The sequence below is a fragment of the Longispora urticae genome, from assembly GCF_053902585.1.
Genome location: NZ_JAQZSH010000046.1, coordinates 1 through 23,440 on the forward strand (window position 1 = coordinate 1; position 23,440 = coordinate 23,440).

At 71.9% G+C, this 23,440-nt stretch carries 24 protein-coding genes; 9 read left to right on the forward strand and 15 right to left on the reverse strand.

Annotated elements, in window-relative coordinates; all coding sequences use genetic code 11:
- The 4 genes from PT931_RS32075 to PT931_RS32090 all read left to right on the forward strand — a co-directional run.
- Nucleotides 1-325: hypothetical protein (locus PT931_RS32075; RefSeq protein ID WP_456249467.1), on the forward strand; the 325-nt coding region annotated here is incomplete at its 5' end.
- A 1-nt stretch (nucleotide 326) separates the two neighbouring features.
- The gene (locus PT931_RS32080; RefSeq protein ID WP_456249468.1) at nucleotides 327-827 is read left to right on the forward strand and encodes a WXG100-like domain-containing protein; all 501 of its coding nucleotides are present in this window, start codon (nucleotides 327-329) and stop codon (nucleotides 825-827) included.
- Nucleotides 820-1,443 (forward strand): hypothetical protein, encoded by a 624-nt coding sequence (locus PT931_RS32085; protein WP_456249469.1) that lies wholly within the window; start codon nucleotides 820-822, stop codon nucleotides 1,441-1,443. The genes PT931_RS32080 and PT931_RS32085 overlap by 8 nt, the downstream gene beginning before the upstream one ends.
- Nucleotides 1,444-1,456: 13 nt before the next feature.
- Complete coding sequence (locus PT931_RS32090; RefSeq protein ID WP_456249470.1) at nucleotides 1,457-1,741, forward strand: hypothetical protein; 285 nt, start codon at nucleotides 1,457-1,459, stop codon at nucleotides 1,739-1,741.
- An 81-nt stretch (nucleotides 1,742-1,822) separates the two neighbouring features.
- Here PT931_RS32090 and PT931_RS32095 read toward each other — a convergent pair whose 3' ends face one another.
- From PT931_RS32095 to PT931_RS32105, 3 genes are read right to left on the reverse strand one after another with little or no spacing between them, the layout of a single operon-like run.
- Nucleotides 1,823-4,042 carry a [protein-PII] uridylyltransferase gene (locus PT931_RS32095; RefSeq protein WP_456249471.1) on the reverse strand — a complete coding sequence of 740 codons (2,220 nt, stop codon included), beginning with the start codon at nucleotides 4,040-4,042 and terminating at the stop codon, nucleotides 1,823-1,825.
- Complete coding sequence (locus PT931_RS32100; RefSeq protein ID WP_197007560.1) at nucleotides 4,032-4,370, reverse strand: P-II family nitrogen regulator; 339 nt, start codon at nucleotides 4,368-4,370, stop codon at nucleotides 4,032-4,034. The genes PT931_RS32095 and PT931_RS32100 overlap by 11 nt, the downstream gene beginning before the upstream one ends.
- A gap of 2 nt (nucleotides 4,371-4,372) precedes the next feature.
- Nucleotides 4,373-5,737 carry an ammonium transporter gene (locus PT931_RS32105; protein WP_456249472.1) on the reverse strand — a complete coding sequence of 455 codons (1,365 nt, stop codon included), beginning with the start codon at nucleotides 5,735-5,737 and terminating at the stop codon, nucleotides 4,373-4,375.
- A 246-nt stretch (nucleotides 5,738-5,983) separates the two neighbouring features.
- On the opposite strand from PT931_RS32105, the gene PT931_RS32110 reads away from it, so the two are divergent.
- The 4 genes from PT931_RS32110 to PT931_RS32125 are packed head-to-tail and all read left to right on the forward strand — an operon-like array spanning nucleotide 5,984 to nucleotide 7,831.
- The gene (locus tag PT931_RS32110) at nucleotides 5,984-6,412 is read left to right on the forward strand and encodes a YbaB/EbfC family nucleoid-associated protein (RefSeq protein WP_456249473.1); all 429 of its coding nucleotides are present in this window, start codon (nucleotides 5,984-5,986) and stop codon (nucleotides 6,410-6,412) included.
- 25 nt (nucleotides 6,413-6,437) lie between these two features.
- Nucleotides 6,438-6,746: a hypothetical protein gene (locus PT931_RS32115; protein ID WP_456249474.1), complete on the forward strand. Its 309-nt coding sequence runs from the start codon at nucleotides 6,438-6,440 to the stop codon at nucleotides 6,744-6,746.
- On the forward strand, nucleotides 6,746-7,504 hold the full coding sequence (locus tag PT931_RS32120) for a hypothetical protein (RefSeq protein ID WP_456249475.1): 759 nt from the start codon (nucleotides 6,746-6,748) through the stop codon (nucleotides 7,502-7,504). Before PT931_RS32115 ends, PT931_RS32120 begins: the two co-directional genes overlap by 1 nt.
- Nucleotides 7,505-7,543: 39 nt before the next feature.
- The gene (locus tag PT931_RS32125; RefSeq protein WP_456249476.1) at nucleotides 7,544-7,831 is read left to right on the forward strand and encodes a hypothetical protein; all 288 of its coding nucleotides are present in this window, start codon (nucleotides 7,544-7,546) and stop codon (nucleotides 7,829-7,831) included.
- 1,039 nt (nucleotides 7,832-8,870) lie between these two features.
- Here PT931_RS32125 and amcB read toward each other — a convergent pair.
- The 8 genes from amcB to ftsY all read right to left on the reverse strand — a co-directional run bounded on the left by amcB (nucleotide 8,871) and on the right by ftsY (nucleotide 16,149).
- On the reverse strand, nucleotides 8,871-9,953 hold the full coding sequence (amcB, locus tag PT931_RS32130; protein WP_456249477.1) for a cyclophane-forming radical SAM peptide maturase AmcB: 1,083 nt from the start codon (nucleotides 9,951-9,953) through the stop codon (nucleotides 8,871-8,873).
- 7 nt (nucleotides 9,954-9,960) lie between these two features.
- Entirely contained in the window at nucleotides 9,961-11,490 is a 1,530-nt protein-coding gene (gene mycP, locus PT931_RS32135; protein ID WP_456249478.1) for a type VII secretion-associated serine protease mycosin, read from the reverse strand.
- Nucleotides 11,487-12,920, reverse strand: a complete 1,434-nt coding sequence (locus tag PT931_RS32140; protein ID WP_456249479.1) for a hypothetical protein — start codon at nucleotides 12,918-12,920, stop codon at nucleotides 11,487-11,489. The genes mycP and PT931_RS32140 overlap by 4 nt, the downstream gene beginning before the upstream one ends.
- A 12-nt stretch (nucleotides 12,921-12,932) precedes the next feature.
- Nucleotides 12,933-13,391 carry a hypothetical protein gene (locus PT931_RS32145; RefSeq protein ID WP_456249480.1) on the reverse strand — a complete coding sequence of 153 codons (459 nt, stop codon included), beginning with the start codon at nucleotides 13,389-13,391 and terminating at the stop codon, nucleotides 12,933-12,935.
- 71 nt (nucleotides 13,392-13,462) lie between these two features.
- Nucleotides 13,463-13,744: a WXG100 family type VII secretion target gene (locus PT931_RS32150; RefSeq protein ID WP_456249481.1), complete on the reverse strand. Its 282-nt coding sequence runs from the start codon at nucleotides 13,742-13,744 to the stop codon at nucleotides 13,463-13,465.
- Between the two features lie 15 nt (nucleotides 13,745-13,759).
- Complete coding sequence (locus PT931_RS32155; protein ID WP_456249482.1) at nucleotides 13,760-14,089, reverse strand: WXG100 family type VII secretion target; 330 nt, start codon at nucleotides 14,087-14,089, stop codon at nucleotides 13,760-13,762.
- 123 nt (nucleotides 14,090-14,212) lie between these two features.
- A complete protein-coding gene (locus PT931_RS32160) occupies nucleotides 14,213-15,001 on the reverse strand; it encodes an aminoglycoside phosphotransferase family protein (protein ID WP_363728403.1) in 789 nt (262 codons plus the stop codon).
- 2 nt (nucleotides 15,002-15,003) lie between these two features.
- Entirely contained in the window at nucleotides 15,004-16,149 is a 1,146-nt protein-coding gene (gene ftsY / locus PT931_RS32165) for a signal recognition particle-docking protein FtsY (RefSeq protein WP_456249483.1), read from the reverse strand.
- A 67-nt stretch (nucleotides 16,150-16,216) separates the two neighbouring features.
- Here ftsY and PT931_RS32170 point away from each other — a divergent pair, with 67 nt between their 5' ends.
- On the forward strand, nucleotides 16,217-16,987 hold the full coding sequence (locus PT931_RS32170; RefSeq protein ID WP_456249484.1) for a lysoplasmalogenase family protein: 771 nt from the start codon (nucleotides 16,217-16,219) through the stop codon (nucleotides 16,985-16,987).
- A 225-nt stretch (nucleotides 16,988-17,212) separates the two neighbouring features.
- Here PT931_RS32170 and PT931_RS32175 read toward each other — a convergent pair whose 3' ends face one another.
- The 4 genes from PT931_RS32175 to smc form a co-directional block, all read right to left on the reverse strand.
- Nucleotides 17,213-18,388 carry an MFS transporter gene (locus PT931_RS32175; protein ID WP_456249485.1) on the reverse strand — a complete coding sequence of 392 codons (1,176 nt, stop codon included), beginning with the start codon at nucleotides 18,386-18,388 and terminating at the stop codon, nucleotides 17,213-17,215.
- A 63-nt stretch (nucleotides 18,389-18,451) separates the two neighbouring features.
- Nucleotides 18,452-18,955 carry a TetR/AcrR family transcriptional regulator gene (locus PT931_RS32180; RefSeq protein ID WP_456249486.1) on the reverse strand — a complete coding sequence of 168 codons (504 nt, stop codon included), beginning with the start codon at nucleotides 18,953-18,955 and terminating at the stop codon, nucleotides 18,452-18,454.
- 121 nt (nucleotides 18,956-19,076) lie between these two features.
- Complete coding sequence (locus PT931_RS32185) at nucleotides 19,077-19,739, reverse strand: HAD family hydrolase (RefSeq protein WP_456249487.1); 663 nt, start codon at nucleotides 19,737-19,739, stop codon at nucleotides 19,077-19,079.
- Between the two features lie 53 nt (nucleotides 19,740-19,792).
- A complete protein-coding gene (smc, locus tag PT931_RS32190; RefSeq protein ID WP_456249488.1) occupies nucleotides 19,793-23,314 on the reverse strand; it encodes a chromosome segregation protein SMC in 3,522 nt (1,173 codons plus the stop codon).
- Nucleotides 23,315-23,440 lie beyond the last annotated feature (126 nt).

Genomic DNA, 23,440 nt, shown 5'->3' on the forward strand with positions numbered 1-23,440 from the left:
GTACGACGCGGGCGTCATCGATCCCGAGGGGATCATGATGTCGGGCGACCGGATGAACCTGGCCGCCCAGACGATGAACACCGACATCGCCGCGTTCAACGGGCAGCTCGACGGCAACGGCGACCCGTTCGGCGGCGACGACCTGGGCTCGCTGATGGGCATGTTCTACCAGGTGATCTCCGAGCTCGCGATGGAGAGCTACACGGACAACGCCGCCGACGTCGGTTCCGCCGGCGAGCGGTTGAAGGCCATGGGCGCCAACTACCGGGGCACGGAGCAGGGCAACGAGGACGACGTGAACCGCGCGGGGGAAAGGAAGGTCTGACGTGTCCAAGGGCATGATGTTGCCGGGGGAGCTCACGTCGCTGCTCGGCATGCTCGGTTTCAGCTGGCCCGAGGGTCAGGAGGGCACCCTGTTCGACATGGGCGGGCACTGGATGGGCTTCACCGACAAGCTCGGCCCGACGGTCGGCGAGGCGGACGGCCACGCCCAGGGTGTCTGGTCCGGGAACAAGGACGTGGCGGTCGACCAGTTCCGGGCGAACTGGTCGGGCCGGGAGTCCGCGAAGCAGAACCTGGAGGACGGCAGCACGGCGGCGACCCTGATCGGCGCGGGGCTGTACGTGTGCGCGGGCGTCGTCATCGCCCTGAAGATCTCCGTGGTGATCCAGCTGATCATCCTGGCGATCCAGGTCGCGCAGGCCATCGCGACGGCGTTCGTGACGTTCGGGGCCTCCCTGCTGGAGATCCCGATCTTCAAGATCATCACGAAGATCCTGCTCGACCAGGTGTTGAACCTCGCGATCATGGCCATTCTCGGTGGCTAAGCGGGGCAAGGCCGGCCTGTTCGAGCCGATCGCGAAGTGGCTGCGCGGCGGCAGGGGCGGTCCGCGCCGGCCGCACGGGGTGCCCGGGCCGCACGACACACCCCGGTACCCGCACCCGCAGCACATGCAGCCGCAGTACAAGTACGAGTCCGCCCCCGGCCACCCGAAGGCGTACTTCAAGGGCAAGGTCGTGCGCCGGCTGTCCCCGGAGGAGCTGGAGCAGCACCGGGTGTTCTTCGACAAGCAGGGCGTCCTGCGCAGCGCGCGCGACGGCCAGCCGTTCGACACCCGCAACGGCACCTCGGTGTGGGCCTCCGGCGGCGACCGGCGGGCGATCTTCGTGATGGACAGCCGGGGCAACATGTACGCGTCCAACTACCAGGAGGTCGGCGCGTTCCACCACTCCACGCTGGCCAACGGCGGTCCGGTCGCGGCGGCCGGCGAGCTGTCGGTGACCAACGGCCAGGTGAACTTCGCGACGGCCGCCAGCGGGCACTACCGGCCGGAGCCGCACCACATGGGCCAACTCGCGCAGGAGTTCACCCGCAACGGCGTCCGTCCGCCGATCTATGATTTCCAGGGCCCCGGCCACGGCCGCAGCCCCATGTTCCGATGAGAGGTAACGAGAGATGACGCCGTCCTGGCACGCGCCGGTCAACGAGATCCTGTACGTGCTGATCACCGCACCCGGCCTCGCCGACCCCGCCCCGGCGCAGCTGGCCGAGGCCATCGTCGAACGCCGGATGCTCGCGGACGGGCCGGCGGTCTACCTGCCGGCGGTCCTCCAGGCGCTCGCCCAGTCCGAGCCGATCACCACCGGCTCGGAGAACCCGCACAGCGAGGAAGCGGTCCGCGACTTCCTGCGCCGGCTGGTGACGCAGCTGGAAGCGCTGCGCCCCTGGCCGAACTCCTGACACCGTCCTGTCCCACGGTGGGGCCCGCCCTGTTGTTCGGCGGCCCCACCGGACACCGGCCCCACCTCGTGGGGCCGTCGTTCAGGCCCCGACCCGGGCGGTGACCGCCTTCTCCACCTCGGCCCGGGAGTACTCCCCGACCAGGTAGAACGCGTCCACCGCCGCCGCGCCGTACGTGGCGACCCGTGCCGTGCGCACATCCGCCCCCGCCTCGGCGAGCGCCGTGGTGATCCGGTGCAGCAGCCCCGGCGCGTCGGTGGCCCGGACCTCCAGGATCGTCGCGTCTGTCGCGTCGTGGCACCAGCGCAGCCGGACGTCCCCGGGCGACTCCGCCGGCCGGGGCTCCTCGGGACCGGCGAGCACGGCCCGGCGGAGCGCGTCGAGCAGCAGCCCGGGCGTCGGCGGGTCGCCGTACCGGGGCCGCACCTCGCACTCCACGAGCGCCCGGGGTCCCTCGTCCCCGACCGAGCCCCCCGCCGAGGAGGACACCGTCGCGCCGAGCACGTCGAGGCGGTGCCGGGCCAGGCAGCCGGCGACCGCGGCGAGCAGCCCCGGCCGGTCCGGGGCCAGCACGGACACCAACCCGTCCCGCCAGGTCACCACCGGCAGCGGCCCGCCCGCGAACCGCGCCGGATCGGGCAGCCCCGGGGCCGGCACCGGGCCGGAGCCCAGGTAGCCGCTGACCCGCCCGACCAGTTCCGCGACGAGCTTGCCCTTCCAGTCCGACCACGCGCCCGGCCCGGTGGCCGCCGCGTCGGACAGGGTGAGCGCGTACAGCAGGTCCAGCTGGTCGGTGTTCCGCACGGCCTCGGCCACCGGCGGCAGGGTCGCCGGGTCGGCCAGGTCGCGCCGGGTGGCCACGTCCGCCAGCAGCAGGTGGTACCGGACCAGGTTCGTGACCACTCCCGTGTCGGCGTCCGACAGGCCGATCCGGGCGCAGACCAGCGCCGCGGGGGCCACCCCGGCGACGCAGTGGTCCCCGACGGCCCCCAGGCCCTTGCCCAGGTCGTGCACGAGCGCTCCCAGGACGAGCAGGTCCGGCCGGGTCACCTCGTGCGCGTACCGGGCCGCCGTCGCCGCCGTCTCGATCAGGTGCCGGTCCACGGTGTGCCGGTGCACCGGGTCGTACTGCGGCGCGAACCGCACCCGGCCCCACTCCGGCAGCCACCGGGTCACCAGCCCCGCCCGGTCGCACGCCTCCCACACGTCCACCAGGGCCGGACCCGCGCCGAGCAACGTCAGGAAGGCCTGGCGTGCGCTCGCGGGCCAGGGTTCGGGCAGCGGCGGACAGTTCTTCGCGAGCCAGTCGAGCGTGCTCGTCGCGATCGGCAACCTGCGCGTGGCCGCGGCGGCCGCGACCCGCAACGGCAGGACCGGGTCGGGTCGCAGCGCCCGGGCCAGCCGGACCTCGCCCCCGGACTCGACCACGCCGTCGGCCAGCGGACGCCTCGGCCCCGGCTTCCCGGAGCGGGCCCGCCACCGGTCGACGGCCCGCCACGCGTCGTCGGCCGCGTACGCCAGCGTGCGCGCGTCCTCGGACACCCGGCGGAGGAGCGCCTCCCGGTCCGGTACCCCCAGAAGGTCCGCGACGGGTTCGCGCAGCTCCGCCAGCAGCCGGTCGCACCGCCGGCCCGCCGCGTGGTGCAGCGCCTCCCGGGTCTCCCGCAGCCGGGCGGCGGCGGCCCGCGCGGCCGGTCGGGGCGTGTCGGCGATCTGCGCGTAGCCGATCCCGCGCAGCGTGGTGGCGTCCCGCAACCCGCCCCGGGCCTCCTTCAGGTCGCCCTCCAGCAGGAACGCGAGCTCGCCCCGGTCGCGCCACCGGGCCTCGGTGACCTCCCGCAACGCCGACAGCCGGTGCGCGGCCCTGGGCTGCCAGCTGCCGACCGCGACGCCCCGCAGCCGGGCCGTCAGCGCCGGGTCCCCGGCCAGGTGCCGGGCGTCGAGCAGGCCGAGCGCCGCCTTCACGTCCTGGTCGGCGACCGCGAGCGCCTCCTCGACGGTGCGCACCGCGTGGTCCAGGGGCACCTTCTGCTCCCAGATCGGGTACCAGACCTGGTCGGCCACCGTCCCGATCCCCGGCCAGCCGTCGTGCAGGAGCAGCAGGTCCACATCCGGGTACGGCGGGAGCTCCCGCCGCCCGAGGCCCCCCACCGCGACCAGCGCGACGCCGCCCCCGGGTGGCAGGAGCCCCGCCAGCCAGCCGTCGAGGAGCTCGGCCCGCTCCCCGACGGCCGCCCCGGCGATCAGGTCCCGCAGGCCCTGGCCGCCGGAGGCTGTGCGCCCCTCGGACTCAGAGGGCATCGAGGCCGTGCTCGCCGGTACGGACCCGGACCACGTCCTCGACGGGCGTGACCCAGACCTTGCCGTCCCCGATCCGCCCCGTCCGGGCGGCGGTGACCAGCGCGTCGACCACCTTCGCGGCGTCGAACTCGTCGATCACCACCTCCAGGCGGATCTTCGGCACGAACTCGACGGTGTACTCCGCGCCCCGGTACACCTCCGTGTGGCCCTTCTGTCGGCCGTAACCCTGCACCTCGCTGACCGTCATGCCGGCCACGCCGAGCGCCGCGAGGGCCTCCTTGACCGCCTCCAACTGGTGCGGCTTGATCACCGCCGTGATGAGCTTCATGTTCACTCGGCTCCAACCTTCTCGGCCTCGGGTGCGGCCTGGGCCGCCGGCACGTCCGTCTTCTTCGGTGCGGGGCTCGGCGCGATGCCGGCCAGGGCGAAGGCGCTGCCGCCCCCGGTCGTGGTCAGCTCGTACGCGCTCTCCGCGTGCTCCGCCGTGTCGATGCCCTCGGCCTCGGCCTCGGGACTGAGCCGGAACCCGACGGTCTTCTCGATCGCCCAGCCCAACAGCCAGGTCACGGCGAAGGAGTACGCCGCGACGGCCGCCACCGCGACCGCCTGCTTGCCGAGCTGCGCGAACCCGCCGCCGTACAGCACGCCGTCGATGTCGCCCGTGCCGCCCGACAGGGTCGTGGCGAACAGGCCGATCAGCAGGGCGCCCACCGCGCCGCCGACCAGGTGCACGCCGACCACGTCGAGGGAGTCGTCGAAGCCCAGCTTGTACTTCAGCCCGATGGCCAGGGCACACACCGCACCGGCGATCAGGCCGATCGCGATGGCCCCGATCGGCTCCACCGTCGAACAGGCCGGGGTGATCGCGACCAGGCCGGCGACCGCACCCGACGCGCCACCCACGGCCGTCGGCTTACCATCGCGCAGCCACTCGACCACGATCCAGCCGAGCAGGGCCGCACCGGTCGCCACCTGCGTGTTCATGAACGCCATCGCGGACAGCCCGTTGGCGGCCAGCGCCGAACCGGCGTTGAAGCCGAACCAGCCGAACCACAGCAGACCCGCGCCGAGCAGCACCATGGGTACGTTGTGCGGCTTGAAGGACTCCTTCTTCGGCCAGCCGACCCGCCTACCCAGCACCAGGCACAGCGCCAGGGCCGCGGCACCCGCGTTGACGTGCACCGCCGTACCGCCGGCGAAGTCGAACGCCTTCAGCTTGCTCAGGATCCAGCCGTCCGCGCCGAACACCCAGTGCGCGACCGGGAAGTACACGATCGTCGCCCACAGGCCCACGAACAGCAACCAGGAGCCGAACTTGGCCCGGTCCGCGATCGCCCCGCTGATCAGCGCCGGGGTGATGATCGCGAACATCAGCTGGAAGGCCGCGAAGGCCAGGACCGGGATCTTGTGCTCGTCCACGCCCGTCGTACCGTCGAGCGCCCCGCGCAGCCCGAGGGCCTCGAAGCCGCCGAACAGCCCCTGGTACCTGTCGGTGGTGAACGCGACGCTGTAGCCGTACGCCACCCAGAGCACGCTGACGAGTCCCACGGTGGAGAAGCTCATCATCATCATGTTGAGGACGCTCTTGCCTCGGACCAGGCCGCCGTAGAACAGGGCGAGCCCCGGTGTCATCAGCAGCACCAGGGCGGTCGAGGCGAGCACCCAGGCGGTGTCACCCGCGTTGATCGGCGGCATGCGCCGCTCCTCTCGTAGCCACAACTTCCGGCTCAAGGGGGCGACACTGCCCTGCTACCGGCTGGCTGAAGCTAACCGGGCGGGTGTTTCACGCACAGAACCTGATCGATTTCGCTCAGGTGACGCGTTGTTTCGGGCGTGTTACCAGGAGCCGCCACGCGCGGGATCGACGCTTGACCGTGGTCTGTAATCTCGTGCGGAAGCGGCAAGATCATCATGGCGATACCGAAAAAGGGACACAGCTGTATGGATATCTCCGGAATTGCGGCCTTCAGCAGGGGCTTCGACGTCGACGCGATGCTGCGCAAGGCGGAGGAGTCACAGCGGCGCCTCAAGGAAATGGAGGTCGCCCGGGCCGAAATGCGGGTCACCGGGACCAGTCCCGACGGCCTCATCGAGGTGACGCTGGACGGCTCCGGGCGCTGCGTGGACATCCAGATCAACGGCCGGGCGATGCGCGGCGACTCGTTCACGATCGCCGACGGCGTCCAGGCCGCCATGACCCAGGCGTACGGGGAGTTCGACGAGGCCCACGAGCAGATGATGGGCGAGGCGATGGGCGACCCCGAGCTGTACCAGAAGCTCAAGTCCGGGGAGTACGACCCGTACGCGTACCTGAAAGAGATGGGCCTCGACCTGCCCCTGGAACTTCGCGGCCAGCTCGGGCTGAAGTAGCCACCGCACAGAGAGGAGTCACCCCATGGTTGACGCAGTCAACGTTCCCGGCATCCGCAGGGCCGCCGCCAAACTCACCAGCGACGACGGCGGCCCGGTCGTGGCGCTCCACAACGCCCAGGAACTTCTCCAGCTGTGCAAGCTGGGCTCCAACACGCTGTCCCTCCTCGGACGCGGCACCGTCGAGGCGCACAACCACGTCGTCGACGTGCACCTCAAGAACCTGAAGGACGGCATCGCGAAGCTGCAGGAGACCGCGGAGAAGCTCGGCATCGTGGCGAACAGCTGGGAACGGTCCGACCAGCCCTGGGTCGTCAAGAAGGAGGACAACTGATGGCCACGGCACCGCAACCACGCGACCCGGCGACCGGCAGGTTCCTGCCCCGCCCGCCCATCCCGCCCGCCCCCGCCGGCCGGCTGGGCGCGCTGTCCCGGCTGACCATGGGCAACTGGGCCGCCATCGCGGGCGCGCTGCTCCTGCTGGCCGGTTCGATCATCCTCGACCAGTACGACGACAAGGCCGCGCTCGACGCCGCGACGAACTGGGCCAAGGCCGCGGACTACATGGGCCCCGACGACCACGGCTCCATCGTCCAGCAGCTCAACGACTGGGAGGGTCAGCACCTGCCCGAGGACGTCTGGACGGCAGCGGACCGCGGGGCCTTCGACGACTTCATCCGCAACCTCAAGAACGAGTCCGCCGCGATGCGTACCGCGTTCCTCCGCAACGGCATGGAGATCGAGCGGGTCCGGGCCATGTTCCAGGACTCGATCGACACGCTGTCCGTCATCACCATCCCGGCCATGATCATCGCGATCGTGGCCATCCCGATGCAGTACTTCCCGCCGACGATCGCGCTCGCGACGGCACTCGGGATCGCTTCCAGCACGATCACGTACTCGGCGTGGGGCATCATCATCACCGCGCTGCTCGCGTTCCTCGCCCAGATCGGCGTGACGATGTCCAACGACACCACCAGCGGGTTCAGCGTGAACACCAAGGCTGTCGACACCCGGACGGACCGCGACTTCAAGGACATCAAGATCACCTGGACGCACGACCCCGACTTCTACATGAAGAAGCCGGCGTAACCGTACGATGGTCCGACCAGCGGCCGGAAGGAAACCAGCGTGAAGGCAAGTGGACTGAGCCTCGTCATGTGGGTCGTGTTCGTCTTCTCCGCCATCAACGTCATCTGGTTGCTGGCCTCGACCGCGGGGAGTTCGTTCGGGACCGCCGTGCGCACCCACCTCGCGGGCCTGATCGTCACCGTGGCCGGCTGCGTCACCTTCGGCGGACTGTTGTCCGTGGACACCCCCCGAACGCTGAACCTGACGCTGGCCGGGGCGCTGTTCGTGGCCTTCGTGCTGGCCTTCGTGCTGGACATCCGGCGGGCGCGGCGCGGCGCCGGGCAGTAGACCCCGCTCGCCCCTCAGCGCTCCGGATCCGGGGCGCTGAGGGGCGAGGCGGGGTTGTGTGGGGGCTGATCGCGCGGCGCGTGCCCGGCGTCGCGTCGGGCGGGCCGGCGGGCGCTGAGTGGGAAGCGGACGCGTGGACCTGGTCGCGGCACACTGGGCGGGAAACGACCGCGTGGACCTGGTCGCGGCACTGGGCCGGAGCCGAACGTGTAGACCTGATCGCGACACAGTGCCGGAACCGAACGCATGGACCTGAGCACAGCACAGGCCCGGAACCGAACGCGCGGACCTGACCACGACACTGGGCCGGAACCAACCGCGTAGACCTGATCGCGACACACTGAGCGGGAAACGGGGTCGCGTCGGCCCCGATCGGGGGCGCCGAGCGCGGCGTCGCGTCGCTCAGTGGGCGACGGGCGGGAAAGGGACTGCGTCGGGGAGGCCCGCGCGGTCCGGCGCGCACAAGCGTCGTCGTATCCGGCCCGCGGAACATCCCGACCGTGCCCAGTGGCAGCGCGTGGGACACATCCTGGATCGCCGGGCCTTCGAGTACGCCAGCGCCACCGGGCTACGTCGGCACACACCGAGGTCGCTGCGTGCGGTGACGTCCGCGCCGCCGATCGCGTCGACCCGAGTCGTCCGCCCGGCTCTCAGGCCAGCGTGGACTCCTCGACCACGACCACGGCCCGTGCGGCTGCGCGAAGTGCTGGTCGGCTGAGCCGCCGTGCACGTCGGGACCCGGATCGCGCTGCACCAGCTGCACCTGCTGCTCGCGCACACGGCCGACACTCCGCCTCCGAGGCACGGGGCGCGGCCGGCATCACCACGACCACGCGCGGCGAAGATGATCGCCCGGCTCACCCGCCGAGAAGACCGCGCCGCCGCGCTCCCACCTCGGCCGCCCTCGAATCCAGGAGCCCAGCCGTCGACCGGCCGGCACTCCCGCGACCCGGCACGCTGCCGGCCGGCCCCGTTCGCCCACCAAACACACGCGGCCGCATCCGGGACCGCCCACGGGGCCACCGGCCGCCCAGCGGACTCAGGTGACCCGGCCCACCCCGCGCAGCAGCGCGATCTTGCTGCTGCGGCAGTAGTCCGTCTCGGTCACGTCGAAGCGGCCGTGTTCGAAGAACTTGTTCCCCGCGTGCCCGCCCCCGCAGAAGTCGAACGCCGGGCACGTGTCCCGGCACTTCGCCACCCCGGCCATGAACTCGGTGGGCCACCGCTCCCGCAGGCCGGCGTCCACAAGGTCCGGTAGCGGGGTGTGCAGCACGTTGCCGCAGGAGAAGTCGCCGTACTCCGGGGAGTCGAACCCGGCCATCTCCGGGGACAGCAGCGTCACCGAGCCGTCGTAGCCGACCGTGGGCAGCGGGTCGACCCAGATCGGCCGGTCACCGGCGGACCGTGTGCCCCCCAGGTGGCGCATCGCCCGGGACAGCTCGCGGACCTCGATCACCGGGTTCGCCTGCCAGGCCGCGGCCAGCGCCGCCCAGAAGTCGGCCATCCGGGTCGGTGAGCGGTCGGCGCGCCGGGTGTTGACGCCCTCCTGCTCCTCGATGTTGAACCCGACCGAGTAGCAGCCGAGCCCGGCGAAGAAGTCGTACAGTTCCGCCGCCTCGGCCGCGAACGGGTGCGAGACGACCGCGATCGCGCTGAACCGGATGTCGTTGCGCCGCAGGACCCGCACGCCGCGCATCGTCCGCTCCCAGGAGGACTTGCCGGCGAGGTTCACCCGGTACCCGTTGGCCTCCTCCGGCCCGTCGACACTCACGCCGACGGTCACCTGCCTGCGGGCGAACAGCTCACACCACGCGTCGTCGACGAGCACCCCGTTGGTCTGGATGCTGTGCCGGACGTTGAGGCCGTCGAACCGGGCCATCATGGCGTCCAGCCCGGCGACCCCCACCAGGAGTGGTTCGCCGCCGTGCCAGACGAGTTCGACGGGGTCCGGTTCGCACCATCCGGCGATGCCGGCGGCCACCGCGTCGAGCACGTCCGTCGACATGGTGTTCTGCTGTCGGCGCAGCGGGAGGTAGCAGTAGGTGCAGTCCAGGTTGCACAGTGTCGTGGGCTGGAGGATGACCGCCGGGGGTTGCAGGATCTGCGGGGCCAGGGTGTTCATGGCGGACCTAGCGCTGTTCCGGCGGGAAGCCGGACGGTGGGGGCGGCGGCCAGCCCTGCCTGGCCGGCGGTGCCCCACCGGGCGGTTGGGCCGGACCGGGCTGCGGTGCGGCGCCGGACTGCGGTGCCGCGCCGGGGTGCGCCGCCGGAGGTCCGCCGGTGCCACCCTGGGGCGGCTGCGGCCAACCCTGACCGGCCGGCGGCTGCGGGAACCCGGTCTGGGTCCGGGGCTCCTGGCCGGGCTGTCCCTGCGGCCAGCCGGTCCCCGCGTGCGGGGCCTGCCCGGGCTCGGCCGCCGGCCAACCCCCGGACTGTCCGGGTCCGCCCGGGAACGGTCCGCCCTGGGGCGCGGCCGGAGGGGACTTCCGTCCCCGGCGCAGCACCAGGAAGACCACCACGGCGATGACGAGGACCAGTACGACGCCGAGGACGATCCAGAGCACCGGGCTGGAGCCCTCGGTCTGTTCCGCCCCGTTGGCTGGTGGCCGCTGCTCGTCGGGGAACCCCGCACCGCTCGGCTTCGCACTCGGCGTGGCGCTCGCCTGGGCGGTGAGCAGCGGGTTCGTCGCAACGTTCGGAACCGGGTCCGTGACGGCGCGCATCGGGAACACCCGACCGAAGCCGTACTGCGGGTCGCGGCCCTTCGGGTCGATGTCCTCCGACGTGGCGAGCAGCCGGTTGATCACGTTGACGGCGTTCAGGCTCGGGAACTTCTCCCGGACCAGCGCCGCGGTGCCCGCCACGATCGCGGACGCGTCACTGGTGCCGTCGCCCGTGGCGAACCCGGTCGCGTCCGGCACGGTACGCGAGTCGATGTTGGTGATCCGCTCGGCCGGGGCGGACAGCACCGACTCCGGGCCCTGGACGGAGCCGGACCAGAACGCGCCCTGCTTGTCGAGGCCGGTGACGGCGATGACCCCGGGAGTGTTGGCCGGGAAGCCGACGAAACTGTCGCCCGCGCTGCGGTTCCCCGCGGCGGCGACGAGCACGACGTCCTTGTCCAGCGCGTAGCGCACCGCGTCCTGGAGGACCTGCGGCGGGAGCCCCTGGGCGTCGAAGGACATGTTGATCACCTTCGCGCCCCGGTCCGCCGCCGCGCGGATCGCCTGGGCGGTGACATCGGACTTGGCGAGGTCGTCCTTGACTGCGATCCGGATCGGCAGGATCTTCGCGCCGGGCGCGATGCCGAGCACGTTGTTGGGGCCGGTGCCGCCCTTGGCCGCGATGATGCCGGCCATGTGCGTGCCGTGGCCCTGCACGTCCTTACGGCCGTCCGTGCCCTCGCCGGTGAGGTCGAGCCCGGGCAGGACCTGGCCGGACAGGCTCGGGTGTTCGGCGTCGACCCCCGAGTCGAGGACCGCCACCGTGACGCCCTTGCCGGTCACGCCCCTGCTGTGGATGTCGGGGATCTTGAGCGCGTCCACATACCACTGCTTCTCGCGCAGGGTCGGTTCCGCGATCGCCGCGCCCGGAACGGCCAGTGCGGCGGCGACCACTCCCGTGGCCACCGCCGCCAGCACTCGTCGTGCAGAGATCACCGGAGCACGCCTTCGGGGAGGTCCCCGTCGCCGTAGCCCCACGGGTCCTCGTCCTCGCGCAGCCAGGTGGTCTCCGCGGCCGACGCGTCGGCGCCGCCCATGCCACCACCCATGCCGCCGCCCATCATGCCCATGCCGCCCATGCCGGACGTGCCCGAGCTGGCGCCGCGGACGGCCGCCATCGGGTCCGTGAGCGGTCCGACCGGGCCACCGCCCAGCCCCGCGCCCATCGCACCCGGCGCGAACGTACCCGAGCCGACGCTACCGACACCTCCGCCGCCGGCCGTGCCGACACTGCCCAGGCCGCCACCGCCGCCACCACCGAAGGTGCCACCGCCGCCACCGCCGGCCAGGCCGCCGATGGAGCCGTCCTTGTTGTCCCAGGCCTTGTTCTCCCAGGGGGTGGTCTGGTTGTCCCAGGGCGTGGTCTTGTTCTCCCACGGCGTCGTCTGGTTGTCCCAGGGGGTCGTCTTGTTCTCCCACGGCGTGGTCTTGTTCTCCCACGGCGTGTTCTCCCAGCCCTTGGGCTTGCCGTCCTCACCGAGACCACCGGTCCCGGTGCCCGGCATCTTGGGCAGGCCGCCGCCACCACCGCCACCGCCACCGCCGCCACCACCGGTACCCGGGCCGCCGGTCTCGTCGGCTTTCTCCTTGGTGGTCGGCGCGGCGAACTTCTCCTTGGGCTCCCCCAGCGTCAGCTTGGGGGACTCCGAGTAGGCGTTCGTCGAGAAGGTCGAGGCGGCGCCGCTCGCGATCGCGTCGTTCGACGTCCACCACTCCTGGACGGCCTTGGTGTCGCGCTCCGGGTTGTACAGCACCTTCGTCTCGGTGACCTTGTCACCCTTGACGACGTCGTTGTCCGTCTTCCCGTCGTTCTTCAGCCGGGCGATCGTGCAGTCGGCGAAGCCGTTGCCGTAGTACCACTTGCCCTTGGCCTTGTCCTCGTACAGCCCGTGGCTGAACGCGTCCTTCCGCACCCCGGTGTTACGCCCGGTGTCGACGACGCCCTCGATGTCGGTGCCGTTGGGGAGGATCCGGCGCTCGAACACCGGGACCGGGATCGTGGCGACGGCCGTCCGCAGGATGCCGCCGCACCGCTCCAACGAGCTCTGGAAGCCGAAGCCGCGGATCTCCAGATCGAGGAAGGCGTTCTCGATCTTCTCCAGGTGCGCGCGGTAGGCGTCGGCGCCCGTGCCGGACCAACGCTTGCCCTGCGGCGGGCTCCAGTTGCCGCGCATCATGCGCTTCTCCTCGTCGGGAGTGACCTCCCGCCACAAGTCGTTGTTCGTGAGCTGACGCACCTCGAACAGCTCGCGGTAGACACTCTGGACAGCCTCGTTCAGGGTCTTCCATTTCGCGGCCAGATCCTCGACGCTGGACGGGCGACTGTCCGCCGAGATCTGGCTGACGTGGTCCTCCCACTTTGCCATGCGACTCGTCTCCTACTTCGGTTGTTGGCCGTAGCCGGGCACCGAGGTCGTGCCGGCCTGCGTCGGCGGCACCTGGGCCCCCGGAGCCACCGGCGGCGGCTTGACCTCGTCGAACACCCGCTCGATCGCCTTCGCGTCCTGGTGGTTGCGCTCTTCGGCGGTCTTGTAGTTCTGCTCGATCTTCTTCGTGACACCGATCATCTGCTCGACCATGGTCTGGAGCGTCGTGATCTCCCCGGTGGCGGCGACCCGCGCCTCGCCGACCTTGCGGTTGAGGAGAGCGCCGTCCGACGAGGTGCCGAAGAGGGTGCCGCCGCCGGCCGGCTGCTCGGCCTTCTGGATCTCGGCGAGCATCGTCTTCATCATGTCGTCCTTGATGAAGTTGTTGATCGCCTCCAGCCGGCTGACCAGACCCGCGAACGTCGACATGTCGACGGACATGCCGGAGGTCTTCTCGTAGAGGTTGCTCATCTGCGTGTTCCTCCTCTCAGGTGCTCACACGGACGACCCCGGCCCACACGGGGCCGGGGCCACGCCCGTGATCAGTTGTTCCAGAGCTTCGAGTTCTGCATTTCGGTGTCCATGTAGTTCTGCTTGGCCATACCGACCGCGGCACCGATCTGGGCGAGGACCGCGTTGAGGTCCTTGACCGAGTCGTCCCACTTCTTCTGGTGCTGGTTGTACGCCTCGCGGTCGTTGCCGTCCCACTGAATGCGCTGCAGACCCTGACGCAGGGTGTCCAGCTTCTCGTCGATCTGACCGGAGAGCTTCTTGATCTCGCCGGTCGCGTGCTCGAGAACCTCGTAACTGACCTTGATGCTCATGCTCGTCGTCCCCCCTTACCGGTTCGGGCTCAGCGCGTTGTGGATCTGGTCCACGATCTTCTGGTTGTTCTCCTCGTTGACGGAGTGGGTCGTGCCCGCCTTGTCGAGGAGGTCCGCGATGTCCGCCAGCGCCTGGAGGAGGGTGGTCGCGTCGCCGTTCCACTGCTCCATGAGCCGCTGGAAGGCCGCCGCCGCGTTGCCCTGCCACGCGGGGGCGAGGTCGTGTTCCACGACGCCCTTCAGGCTCTTCAGCAGACCCTGCACATCGGTCCGCACGCCACGCACGTCATTGGCGCCGGAGTGCAGAGTGCTGTGATCGACGTTCACGCCATTGCCGGTCGTCATCACACCCCCAAGGAGTTTGACCTGCGGCCGGAGCTGCTCTCCAGCCATCTGCCGCCCAGGCTAACCGACCCGTGCAACCCTAGATCAAGAGCAGTTGCCCCAAACGGTGATATGCCCGTTTTGCTAGCGCAACGCGTACTCAAGCACCGGTCGTTCGTGGTCGATGAGCTGCAGGTCGCGCAGTGGCCGGCGGAGGTGCCCCTTGTGGACTATCCGGACGAACGCGGGGTCGCCCGCGCCGGCCATCCGCTGGATCCCCTCGACGTGGTCCACGATGCGCTTGCGGATCGTCCGGACCAGGCGGTGCCGGTCCCGGGGGATCAGGCCGTACGCGTCGGCGAACAGGCGCAGGCGGCGGGGCCGGTCGGGCCGCTTCCAGCCCAGGGTCACCGAGTCGCGGTCGGAGAACAGCGGCACCCAGGTCCAGGCGGCGTACGCGACGTCGTAGATCCGGGCGCCCGGCGAGGCCAGGTCGAAGTCGATCAGGGACAGGGTGCCGTCGGGCCGCCAGATCACGTTGTGCGGGGCGGCGTCGTGGTGGCAGACGATCTCGGTGTCGGGCGGCGGCGGGCCGAACGAGCGCCACACGGCGCCGGGCTGGGGCCGGAACCCGTACTGCGCGTCGTGGAACATCCGGAGCATCGTCGCCACGGTCACCAGCGCCTCGTCGGTGACCCAGTGCTCCTTGAGCGGATACTCCCCGCACTCGCCCTCGGTGAACGAGAGCACCTCGCGGCCCTGCTCGTCGATGCCGAACGCCTTGGGCGCTCCGGTGAACCCGACCAGGTCGAGATGGCGGAGCAGCGCGTGCACAGCAGGGGTCCACGGCCCGGTGTTGCGGCGCACGGTGTCGCCGATCCGGACGACCGTGGACGTGTTCCCGCCGTAGAGCGGAATCTCCTGCTGCGTCAACGTCAGTCCCCCAGCAGAGCGTCCACGAAGGCGGCGGGTTCGAACGGGGCCAGGTCGTCCGGGCCCTCACCCAGGCCGACGAGCTTGACCGGGATGCCGAGTTTACGCTGGACCGCGATCACGATGCCTCCCTTGGCCGTACCGTCGAGTTTCGTCAGCACGACGCCGGTGACGTCCACCGCCTCGGTGAACACGCGCGCCTGTGCCAGACCATTCTGACCGGTCGTCGCGTCCAGCACGAGGAGGGTCTCGTCCACGGGGCCGTGCTTCTCCACGACCCGCTTGACCTTGCCCAACTCGTCCATGAGTCCGACCTTGTTCTGGAGCCGGCCGGCGGTGTCGATCAGGACGGTGTCGACGCCCGTGTCGATGCCGCGCTTGACGGCGTCGAAGGCCACGCTGGCGGGGTCGCCGCCCTCGGGACCCCGGACGATCTCGGCGCCCACCCGGCCGGCCCAGGTGGCGAGCTGGTCGGCGGCGGCGGCCCGGAAGGTGTCGGCCGCGCCGAGGAGGACGGTGCGGCCGTCGGCGATGAGTACCCGGGAGATCTTTCCGCAGGTGGTGGTCTTGCCGGCCCCGTTGACGCCGACGACGAGGATCACGGCGGGCCGGCCCTCGCGGGCGCTGTTGAGGGAGCGGTCCATCCCCGGTTCCAGGGCGGCGGTCAGCTCCTCGGCGAGCAGGGCGCGCAGCTCGGAGGCGGTCTTGGTGCCGAGTACCCGGGTGCGTTCGCGGAGCCGGGCGACGAGCTCGCCGGTGGCCTCGACCCCGACGTCGGCGGTGATCAGGGTCTCCTCGATCTCGTCCCAGACCTCGTCGTCGAGGCGGTCGCGGGACAGCAGGCCGAGCAGGCCCTTGCCGAGGGTGCCCTGCGACCGGGCGAGCCGGGCCCGGAGCCGGACGAGCCGACCCGCGGTGGGTTCCGGTCGTTCGACCGGTGCGGGCGCGGGAGCGGCTTCGCCGATGTCATGGGTACGAGTGGGGGCCGACCCGGTCCCGGTCGGCTCCTCCGGGGTGGCCCGCGGGGGCAGCTCCGGGCGCGTCGGGGGCGCCTCGACGGCCCGCCGGGAGCGCTGGGCGACGACCAGTCCCGCGCCGCCCAGCAGCAGCACGACCCCGAGAATGACGGCGTAAACCCACAAGTCCATGGAGAAGATCCTGACAGACGCCCGCCCGGTCACCGATAGCTGCTCGGGACTGGGGCAGGATGGTCACATGTTGGGACGGGCGCCGCTGGCCGGCTTTGTGAACAAAGTAACCCCGCGGGGGAATCTGATCGGTTACGCCGGCCTGGCGGTCCTCGACACGCTGGCCATCCTCGCGGGGAAGCCGAAGGCCCGCCGGCTGACCAAGCCGGCGCTGATGCCGGTGCTCGCGGCGGCCGTCTCCGACCCCGACCCGAGCCCGGCCCAGCGCCGGATCGGCACGGCGCTGACCCTGTCGGCGGCCGGGGACACGGCCCTGCTCGGGTCGAGCCGGCTGGCGTTCCTGTCCGGGGCGGGCGCGTTCGCGGGCGCGCACGTGAACTACCTGGCGGCGGTGCACGAGCTGGGCGAGCGGCCGGGCATGCTGAGCTACCGGCCGTGGCTGGCGGCCCCGTACGCGCTCGCGCTCGCCGGCTTCGCCGCCGTGCTGCCGAAGGTCGCCCGGCGCACCGGGTGGGGCGAGGCGCTGGCCGGCCTCGGGTACGCGGGCCTGCTCACCGCCGTGGGCGCGGCGACCCTGGACCTGCGCGGCCGGGGCGGCGAGCGGAACCCGGGCTGGGACTCCTCGGCGGCCCGGGCGGCGGCGGGCGGCGCCCTGTTCGTGGCCTCGGACCTGCTGGTGGGCGTCCGGCGCTACCGGCAGGCGGGCGGCGCGGACGGCGGCCGGGCGGACACGCTCCTCGACGCGGGCGTGATGGTCACGTACACGGCGGCGCAGGCGCTCCTGGCCCTCGGCCTGACGGACCTGTCCCGCCAGCAGAAGGCCGCCCTGCCCGCGTAGCCGGTCCGGCGCACCCCGCCGGCGCGCTCCGCACGCCGGCCCCACCTCCGCAGCCGTCCTTCTCCCCCGGCCGCGCCGCAGGGCCGCACAACCGCGAACACCCCATGACCCACCACCGACGGCCCCGCCAGGCCCCGAACGACGGCTGGGCACACCCCGTACCCGTCACACGGGTCTGGAATGTGCCCGGCGCACGCCGCGAGCGGTACCCCTCGAAAAGGGTTTCTAGGCGTTGACCAGCTCCCGATCCTCGGCGGAGCTGGGCACCACGGTCCCCGGCCGCGTCAGCCGCGACCCCACCGCGATCGCCACCGACACCCCCACCACGATCCACAACGCGGTCCGCAGACTCGAGTGGTCGGCGGCGAACCCGAGCACGACCGGCCCCAGCAGCAGCCCGGTGTACCCCATGGCCCCGACCTGCGCCACGGAAGCCCCCGACTGGGCCCCGCCGATGGTCCCGGCCATCGACATCGTGATCGGGATGACGGTGCAGATCGCGAACCCGACCACGAACAGCGCGGTCAGCCCGCCGACCGGCCCCGGCGCGGCGATCAGCCCGACGAGCACCAGCGCGGTGGCGGCCCCGGACCCGACGAGCATGTTGCGGGTGCCGAACCGGTTGCGCAGCCGGTCCCCGAACAGCCGCCCGATGATCATGGACAACTCGAACAGCGGGTACCCGAGCGCGGCGACGGCCTCCGTGGACCCGAGGTCCCTGGTCAGGTACAGCCCCGACCAGTCCGCGATCGAGCCCTCGACCAGGAACGCCGCGAACGCCAGCGCGCCGATCAGGTACACGGTGCGCGGCAGCCGGGGGCGCGGCCCGGACCCGGCGACCTTGGCGCCCCGCGCGTCCGGCAGGTAGGTGAAGCCGAGCGCGAGGGCCGCCGGCACGCCGATCGCGGCGGCACCCAGCAGCGCCTGGGCGAAGGTCAGCCCGAGCGCGGCGGTACCGGCCCCGAGCAGGCCGCCGGTGAGCGCGCCGACGCTCCAGCCGGCGTGCATCCCGTTCATGATCGAGCCGCCGTGGGCCTGCTCGACGGTGACGGCCTGGGAGTTCATCCCGATGTCCATCATCCCGAAGACCATGCCGTAGACCACGACGGCCGCGAGCAGGACGGGATAGCTGGGGGCGAGCGCGACCAGGACCAGCGAGGCCGCGGTCAGCGGGGTGGCGAACCGGAGCACGGCGTGGCTGCCGAACCGCAGCATCACGGCGCGCATCGACTGCATGGCCACCAGCGCGCCGACGCCCCAGGCGAGGACGGCGACGCCGACCTGGCCGGCGTCGAGGCCGAACGTGGCGGCCAGCGCGGGGATACGCGTGACCCACACCCCCATCAGGAGACCTGCCAGTGCGAACGTCAGTGTGGTGCCCCAACGGGCGCGGTTGATCATCGTGTACCTCCCTGCACGGGTAGCAGCCGTCACCCACGCGGGTGACGGCTGGAGAGCGTTGGTTCAGATCAGGTCGAGCAGGCGCTGCCGCAGCTCGGCGAGCCGCTGCGCGTCGTAGGTGCCGGGGGCCATGTGGCAGACCTCCCACACCCCCTCGGCGGCGAGCCGGACGAGCTGGCTGGTCACCTCGTTCCCCGAGTCGGGGTGGGTGTGCCAGCGGCGGAAGGCGATCCGGAGCGGCTCCGACATCCCGGCGTCGGTGGCGGCGGCCGTGACGACCGCCCAGCGCCGACCGGTGACGGCCGGGTCGCCGGCGACGATCTCGAAGGTCGCGTTGACGTACGCCCGGGCGTAGGAGCCCTCGAAGTGCGACTCGATGGCCGCGTCGAACTCGGAGACCAGGCGCTCGACCAGGGCCTGGACCAGGGCTTCCTTGGACTTGAAGTGGTAGAGCAGGCCGCCCTTGCTGACGCCGGCCCGCTCCGCGACGGCGGACAGCGTGAACGCGCCGGTGCCCTGCTCCACGAGCAGCGCCTCGGCGGCGTCCAGGATCCGTCCGCGAGTCATGGGATGACTGTACCGTCCGGTCGGTACAGTAGTCACCCCATGGAGAGGGGGTTCACAACGGTGACGGGGCTCAATGCCCTCCGTGTCCGGGTGCGCGGCTCCCCGCGTCAGGTCCCGCTCGTCAGTCCCGGCCCGCCCGCGTCAGCCCCAGCGCGACCCGCAGATAGTCCAGGTCAGCGTGGTTGTTGAACCGGTAGGCGGCCATGTTCGCGACCCGGGCCCCGTTGATGATCCGGTCGTTGTCGTCGACGAACAGACACAGCTTGGGGGGTACGCCGACCATCGCCGACGCCTCGATGAAGTACGCCTTGTCGGGCTTGCGGAACTTGATCGCCGAGGAGTTCACGACCACGTCGAACTCCTTCTCCAGCCCCAGCTCGGCCAGGTCCGCGTCGAGCCGGTCCGACGCGTTCGTGCACAGCGCGACCGGCACCCCGGCGGCCCGGACCTCCCGCACGAACTCCAGCAGCACCTTGTCGATCTCACCGCGGTCGGACTGCCAGTCGGCCACCGCCGCCCGGGCCCGGGCCAGCCGGTCGTCCGGCCCGTTCTCGGGGGTCGGCCACGCCAGGGTGTGCAGCGCCTCGGCGGTCAGCAGCTCCCAGTCGGCGTGCGTGATCTCGCCCTCCACCAGCGGGTTGAGCAGGCTGTGGTGGAACGCGATCTCGGGCAGCGCCCCGGCGCGCAGCCCGTGCCGCTCCTCCACCGCCGCCAGCCTCTCGATCGAGAAGAAGCGGAGCACCCCGTCGAAGTCGATCAGCAGTGCTTTACAGGCGTCTCTCACGACTGTGTCTCCTAGTTCATGGATCAAACCGGCGGGAGCGGCCGTCCGACCACTCACGCTTCCTTGAGTTTCTGGCTGATCACCTGCGAGACACCGCCACGCATGGTGACGCCGTACAACGCGTCGGCGATCTCCATTGTCCGCTTCTGGTGGGTGATGACAATGAGCTGGCTGGTGTCCTGCAACAGCCGCATCACGTCGAGGAGCCGGCCCAGGTTCACGTCGTCCAGGGCGGCCTCGACCTCGTCCATGATGTAGAACGGACTCGGCCGGGCGCGGAAGATCGCGCACAGCAGGGCCACGGCCGTCAGCGACCGCTCGCCGCCGGACAGCAGCGACAGGCGCTTGACCTTCTTGCCCGGCGGCCGGGCCTCGACCTCCACGCCCGTGATCAGCAGGTTGTCGGGGTCGGTCAGCACGAGCCGGCCCTCGCCGCCCGGGAACAGGGTCTGGAACACGATCTGGAACTCCCGCGCCGTGTCCTCGTAGGCGTCGCGGAACACCTCCAGGATCCGGTCGTCCACGTCCTTCACCACGGTCAGCAGGTCCCGGCGGGTCGCCTTCAGATCCTCGAGCTGATCCGACAGGTACTTGTACCGCTCCTCCAGCGCCGCGAACTCCTCCAGCGCCAGCGGGTTGACCTTGCCGAGCAGCGCCAGTTCACGTTCGCCGCGCGCGGCCCGCTTCTCCTGCACCGCCCGCTCGAAGGGCACCGGGTCGCCGTCCTCGACGGGGATCAGCGCCTGCGGCCCGTACTCGTCCAGCAGGACCGTCGGCTCGATGCTGTAGTCCTCGACGGCCTTGGCCTCCAGCTGCTCGATCCGGAGCCGCTGCTCGGCGCGCGCCACCTCGTCGCGGTGCACCTGGCTGGTCAGCCGCTCCAGCTCGCCGGACAGCTCCCGGACCCGGGCGCGCACCCCGACCAGCGCCTGCTCCCGCTGCGCCTTCGCCGTACTGGCCTCCTCGCGCTCGGCCGTCGCGACGCTCAGCGAGCCGCCGATCCGGTCGAGGGCGATCCCGGCGCCCAGGGACACCGCGTGCGCGACCCGGGCCGCGCGCTCGCGGGCCGCCCGGCGCTCGGCGGCCTTCTCCCGGGCGGCACGTTCCTGGCGGGCCTGGCGGGCGAGCCCCTCGGCCCGGCCAGACAGGGCCAGTACCCGTTCCTCGGCGGTCCGGACGGCGAGCCGGACCTCCATCTCGCCCTGCCGGGCCGCCTGGGCGGCGGAGGCCAGGTAGTCGCGCTCCTCCGTGGACGGGTCCTCGTCCACCGGCAGGTCCTCGGCCGCCTGGAGCCGTTCCTCCAGCTCCGCGAGCCCGGTCAGGTCGCGCTCGCGGGCGGCCTCGGCCTTCTGCCACGACGCCGCGTACCGGTCCACCTCGCTCTGGGCGCTGCGCGCGGCCGCGCCCAGCTCGGCGAGCCGGCGCTGGACGGCGTTGCGCTGCGCGTCGGCCTCCCGGCGCAGGTTGGCCACCGCGGTGACGGCCTCGCGCCGGACGGCCAGCTCCTCGCGGGCCACCTCCAGCTGCTCGGCCAGCTCGGCGGCCCGCTCCTCGAACTCCGCCTGGCGCAGCCGGGCCTCGTCCACGGCGGCCTGGACCTCCAGGAGGCTCGGGGCCTTGGCGGAGCCGCCTGCCGCGTGCCCGGCGGACAGGACGTCGCCGTCGGTCGTGACGGCGGTCAGGCCGGGGTGCTCGGCGACCAGCGCGCGGGCGGCGGCCAGGTCGCCGACGAACGCGAAGCCGCGCAGTACGGCGGCCACGGAGTCGCCCAGGCTCGCGGGGGCGCGCACGACGTCGAGGGCCCAGCGCGCGCCGGCGGGCAGGGCCGGGCGGCCGCCGGGGACCGCCGCCGGCACCGTGCCCGCGACCAGCAACGACACCCGCCCGGCGTCGTCGCCCTTGAGCAGCGTGATCGCCGCCGTCGCGGAGTCGACCGAGTCCACGGCCACCGCGTCGGCCAGCCCACCGAGGGCGGCGGCCAGCGCGGCCTCGTACCCCGACTCGACGGTCAGCAGGGACGCGACACTGCCCAGGACGCCCGGGGTGCGCTGGGCCGCGGCGAGCAGCGCCCCTGCCGCGTCCTTGCGGCGCAGCCCCAGCTCCAGGGCCTCGGCGCGCGCCTTCCAGCCGGAGACCTCCCGCTCGGCGGCGCGTTCCCCGTCGGTCAGTTCCTTGATCCGGGCGGACACCAGGTCGGCGGCCTGCTTGGCGTCGGTGTGCCGCAGGTCGAGGTCCGCGTCGCCCTCGTCGACGGCCTCGCCCTCGCCCTGGGCCTCGGCGAGCGCGACGGCAGCGTCCTCGGCCCGGGTCCGGGCCTCGTTCAGGGCGGTGGTCAGCCGGGTCAGCTCCTCGGCGGCCGCCGCGACCCGGCTGCGGACCGCGCCGACCTGGCCGGACAGCTTGGCGAGCCCCTCGCGGCGGTCCGCGACGGCCTTGGCGGCGGTGACCAGGGCGCGCTCGGCCTCGCGGAGCCGGACCTCCAGCTCCTGGCGGGCGAAGACGGACTCCTTGAGCCGCTCCTCGTCCTCCTCCAGGGCCTCGCGGAGCCCGTTCTCCTGCTCGCGGACCTTCTGCGCCTCGGCCTCGAGCTGTTCGGGGTCCCGTCCGGCGCGCTCGTCGGCCGGCTCGGTGGACAGGTACCGCAGCTTCTCGGCGGCCAGCTGGGCCGTGGACCGCAGCCGCTCCTGGAGCGCCGACAGCCGGTACCACGTCTCCTGGGCCCGGGCGAGCGCCGGCGCGTCGGCGGCCAGCGCGTTCTCCAGCCCGGTCAGCTCGGCCGAGGACTCCGCGTACGACGCCTCGACGACCTCCCGGCGCTCCCGCAGGGCCGTCTCGTCGGCGACCTCCCGGTGCAGGGTTCCGCGCAGGGTGGCCAGGTCGTCGGCGAGCAGCCGGAGCCGGGAGTCGCGCAGGTCGGCCTGGATACCGGCGGCCCGCCGGGCGATCTCGGCCTGCTTGCCGAGCGGCTTGAGCTGGCGGCGCAGCTCCGAGGCCAGGTCGCCGATCCGGGTGAGGTTGGCGAGCATCGCGTCGAGCTTGCGGAGCGCCTTCTCCTTGCGCTTGCGGTGCTTGAGGACCCCGGCGGCCTCCTCGATGAAGGCGCGGCGGTGCTCGGGGTTGGCGTGCAGGACGGTGTCGAGCTGGCCCTGGCCGACGATGACGTGCAGCTCGCGGCCGATACCGGAGTCGCTGAGCAGCTCCTGGATGTCGAGGAGACGGCAGGAGTCGCCGTTGATCTCGTACTCGCTCTCGCCGGTCCGGAACAGCCGGCGGGTGATCGACACCTCGGTGTAGTCGATGGGCAGCGCCCCGTCGGAGTTGTCGATCGTCAGGGTCACCTCGGCGCGACCGAGCGCGGCCCGGCCGGTCGTACCGGCGAAGATGACGTCCTCCATCTTGCCGCCACGCAGGGATTTCGCGCCCTGTTCACCCAGAACCCACGCGATGGCATCGACGACGTTGGACTTACCGGAGCCGTTCGGGCCCACCACACAGGTGATCCCGGGCTCCAGCCGGAGCGTCGTGGCGTTGGCGAAGGACTTGAAGCCCTTGACCGTGAGGCTCTTGAGATGCACCTGCCGAGGTTACCTACCTGGTCACAGCAGTGCGCGCCGACCCACAATCAGGGACGGCGCGCTTATGTTTGATCTCTTCCGAGACCGGTGTAGCTGTGTGGTGCTGTAGGGCGTGCGTCGGGTGGC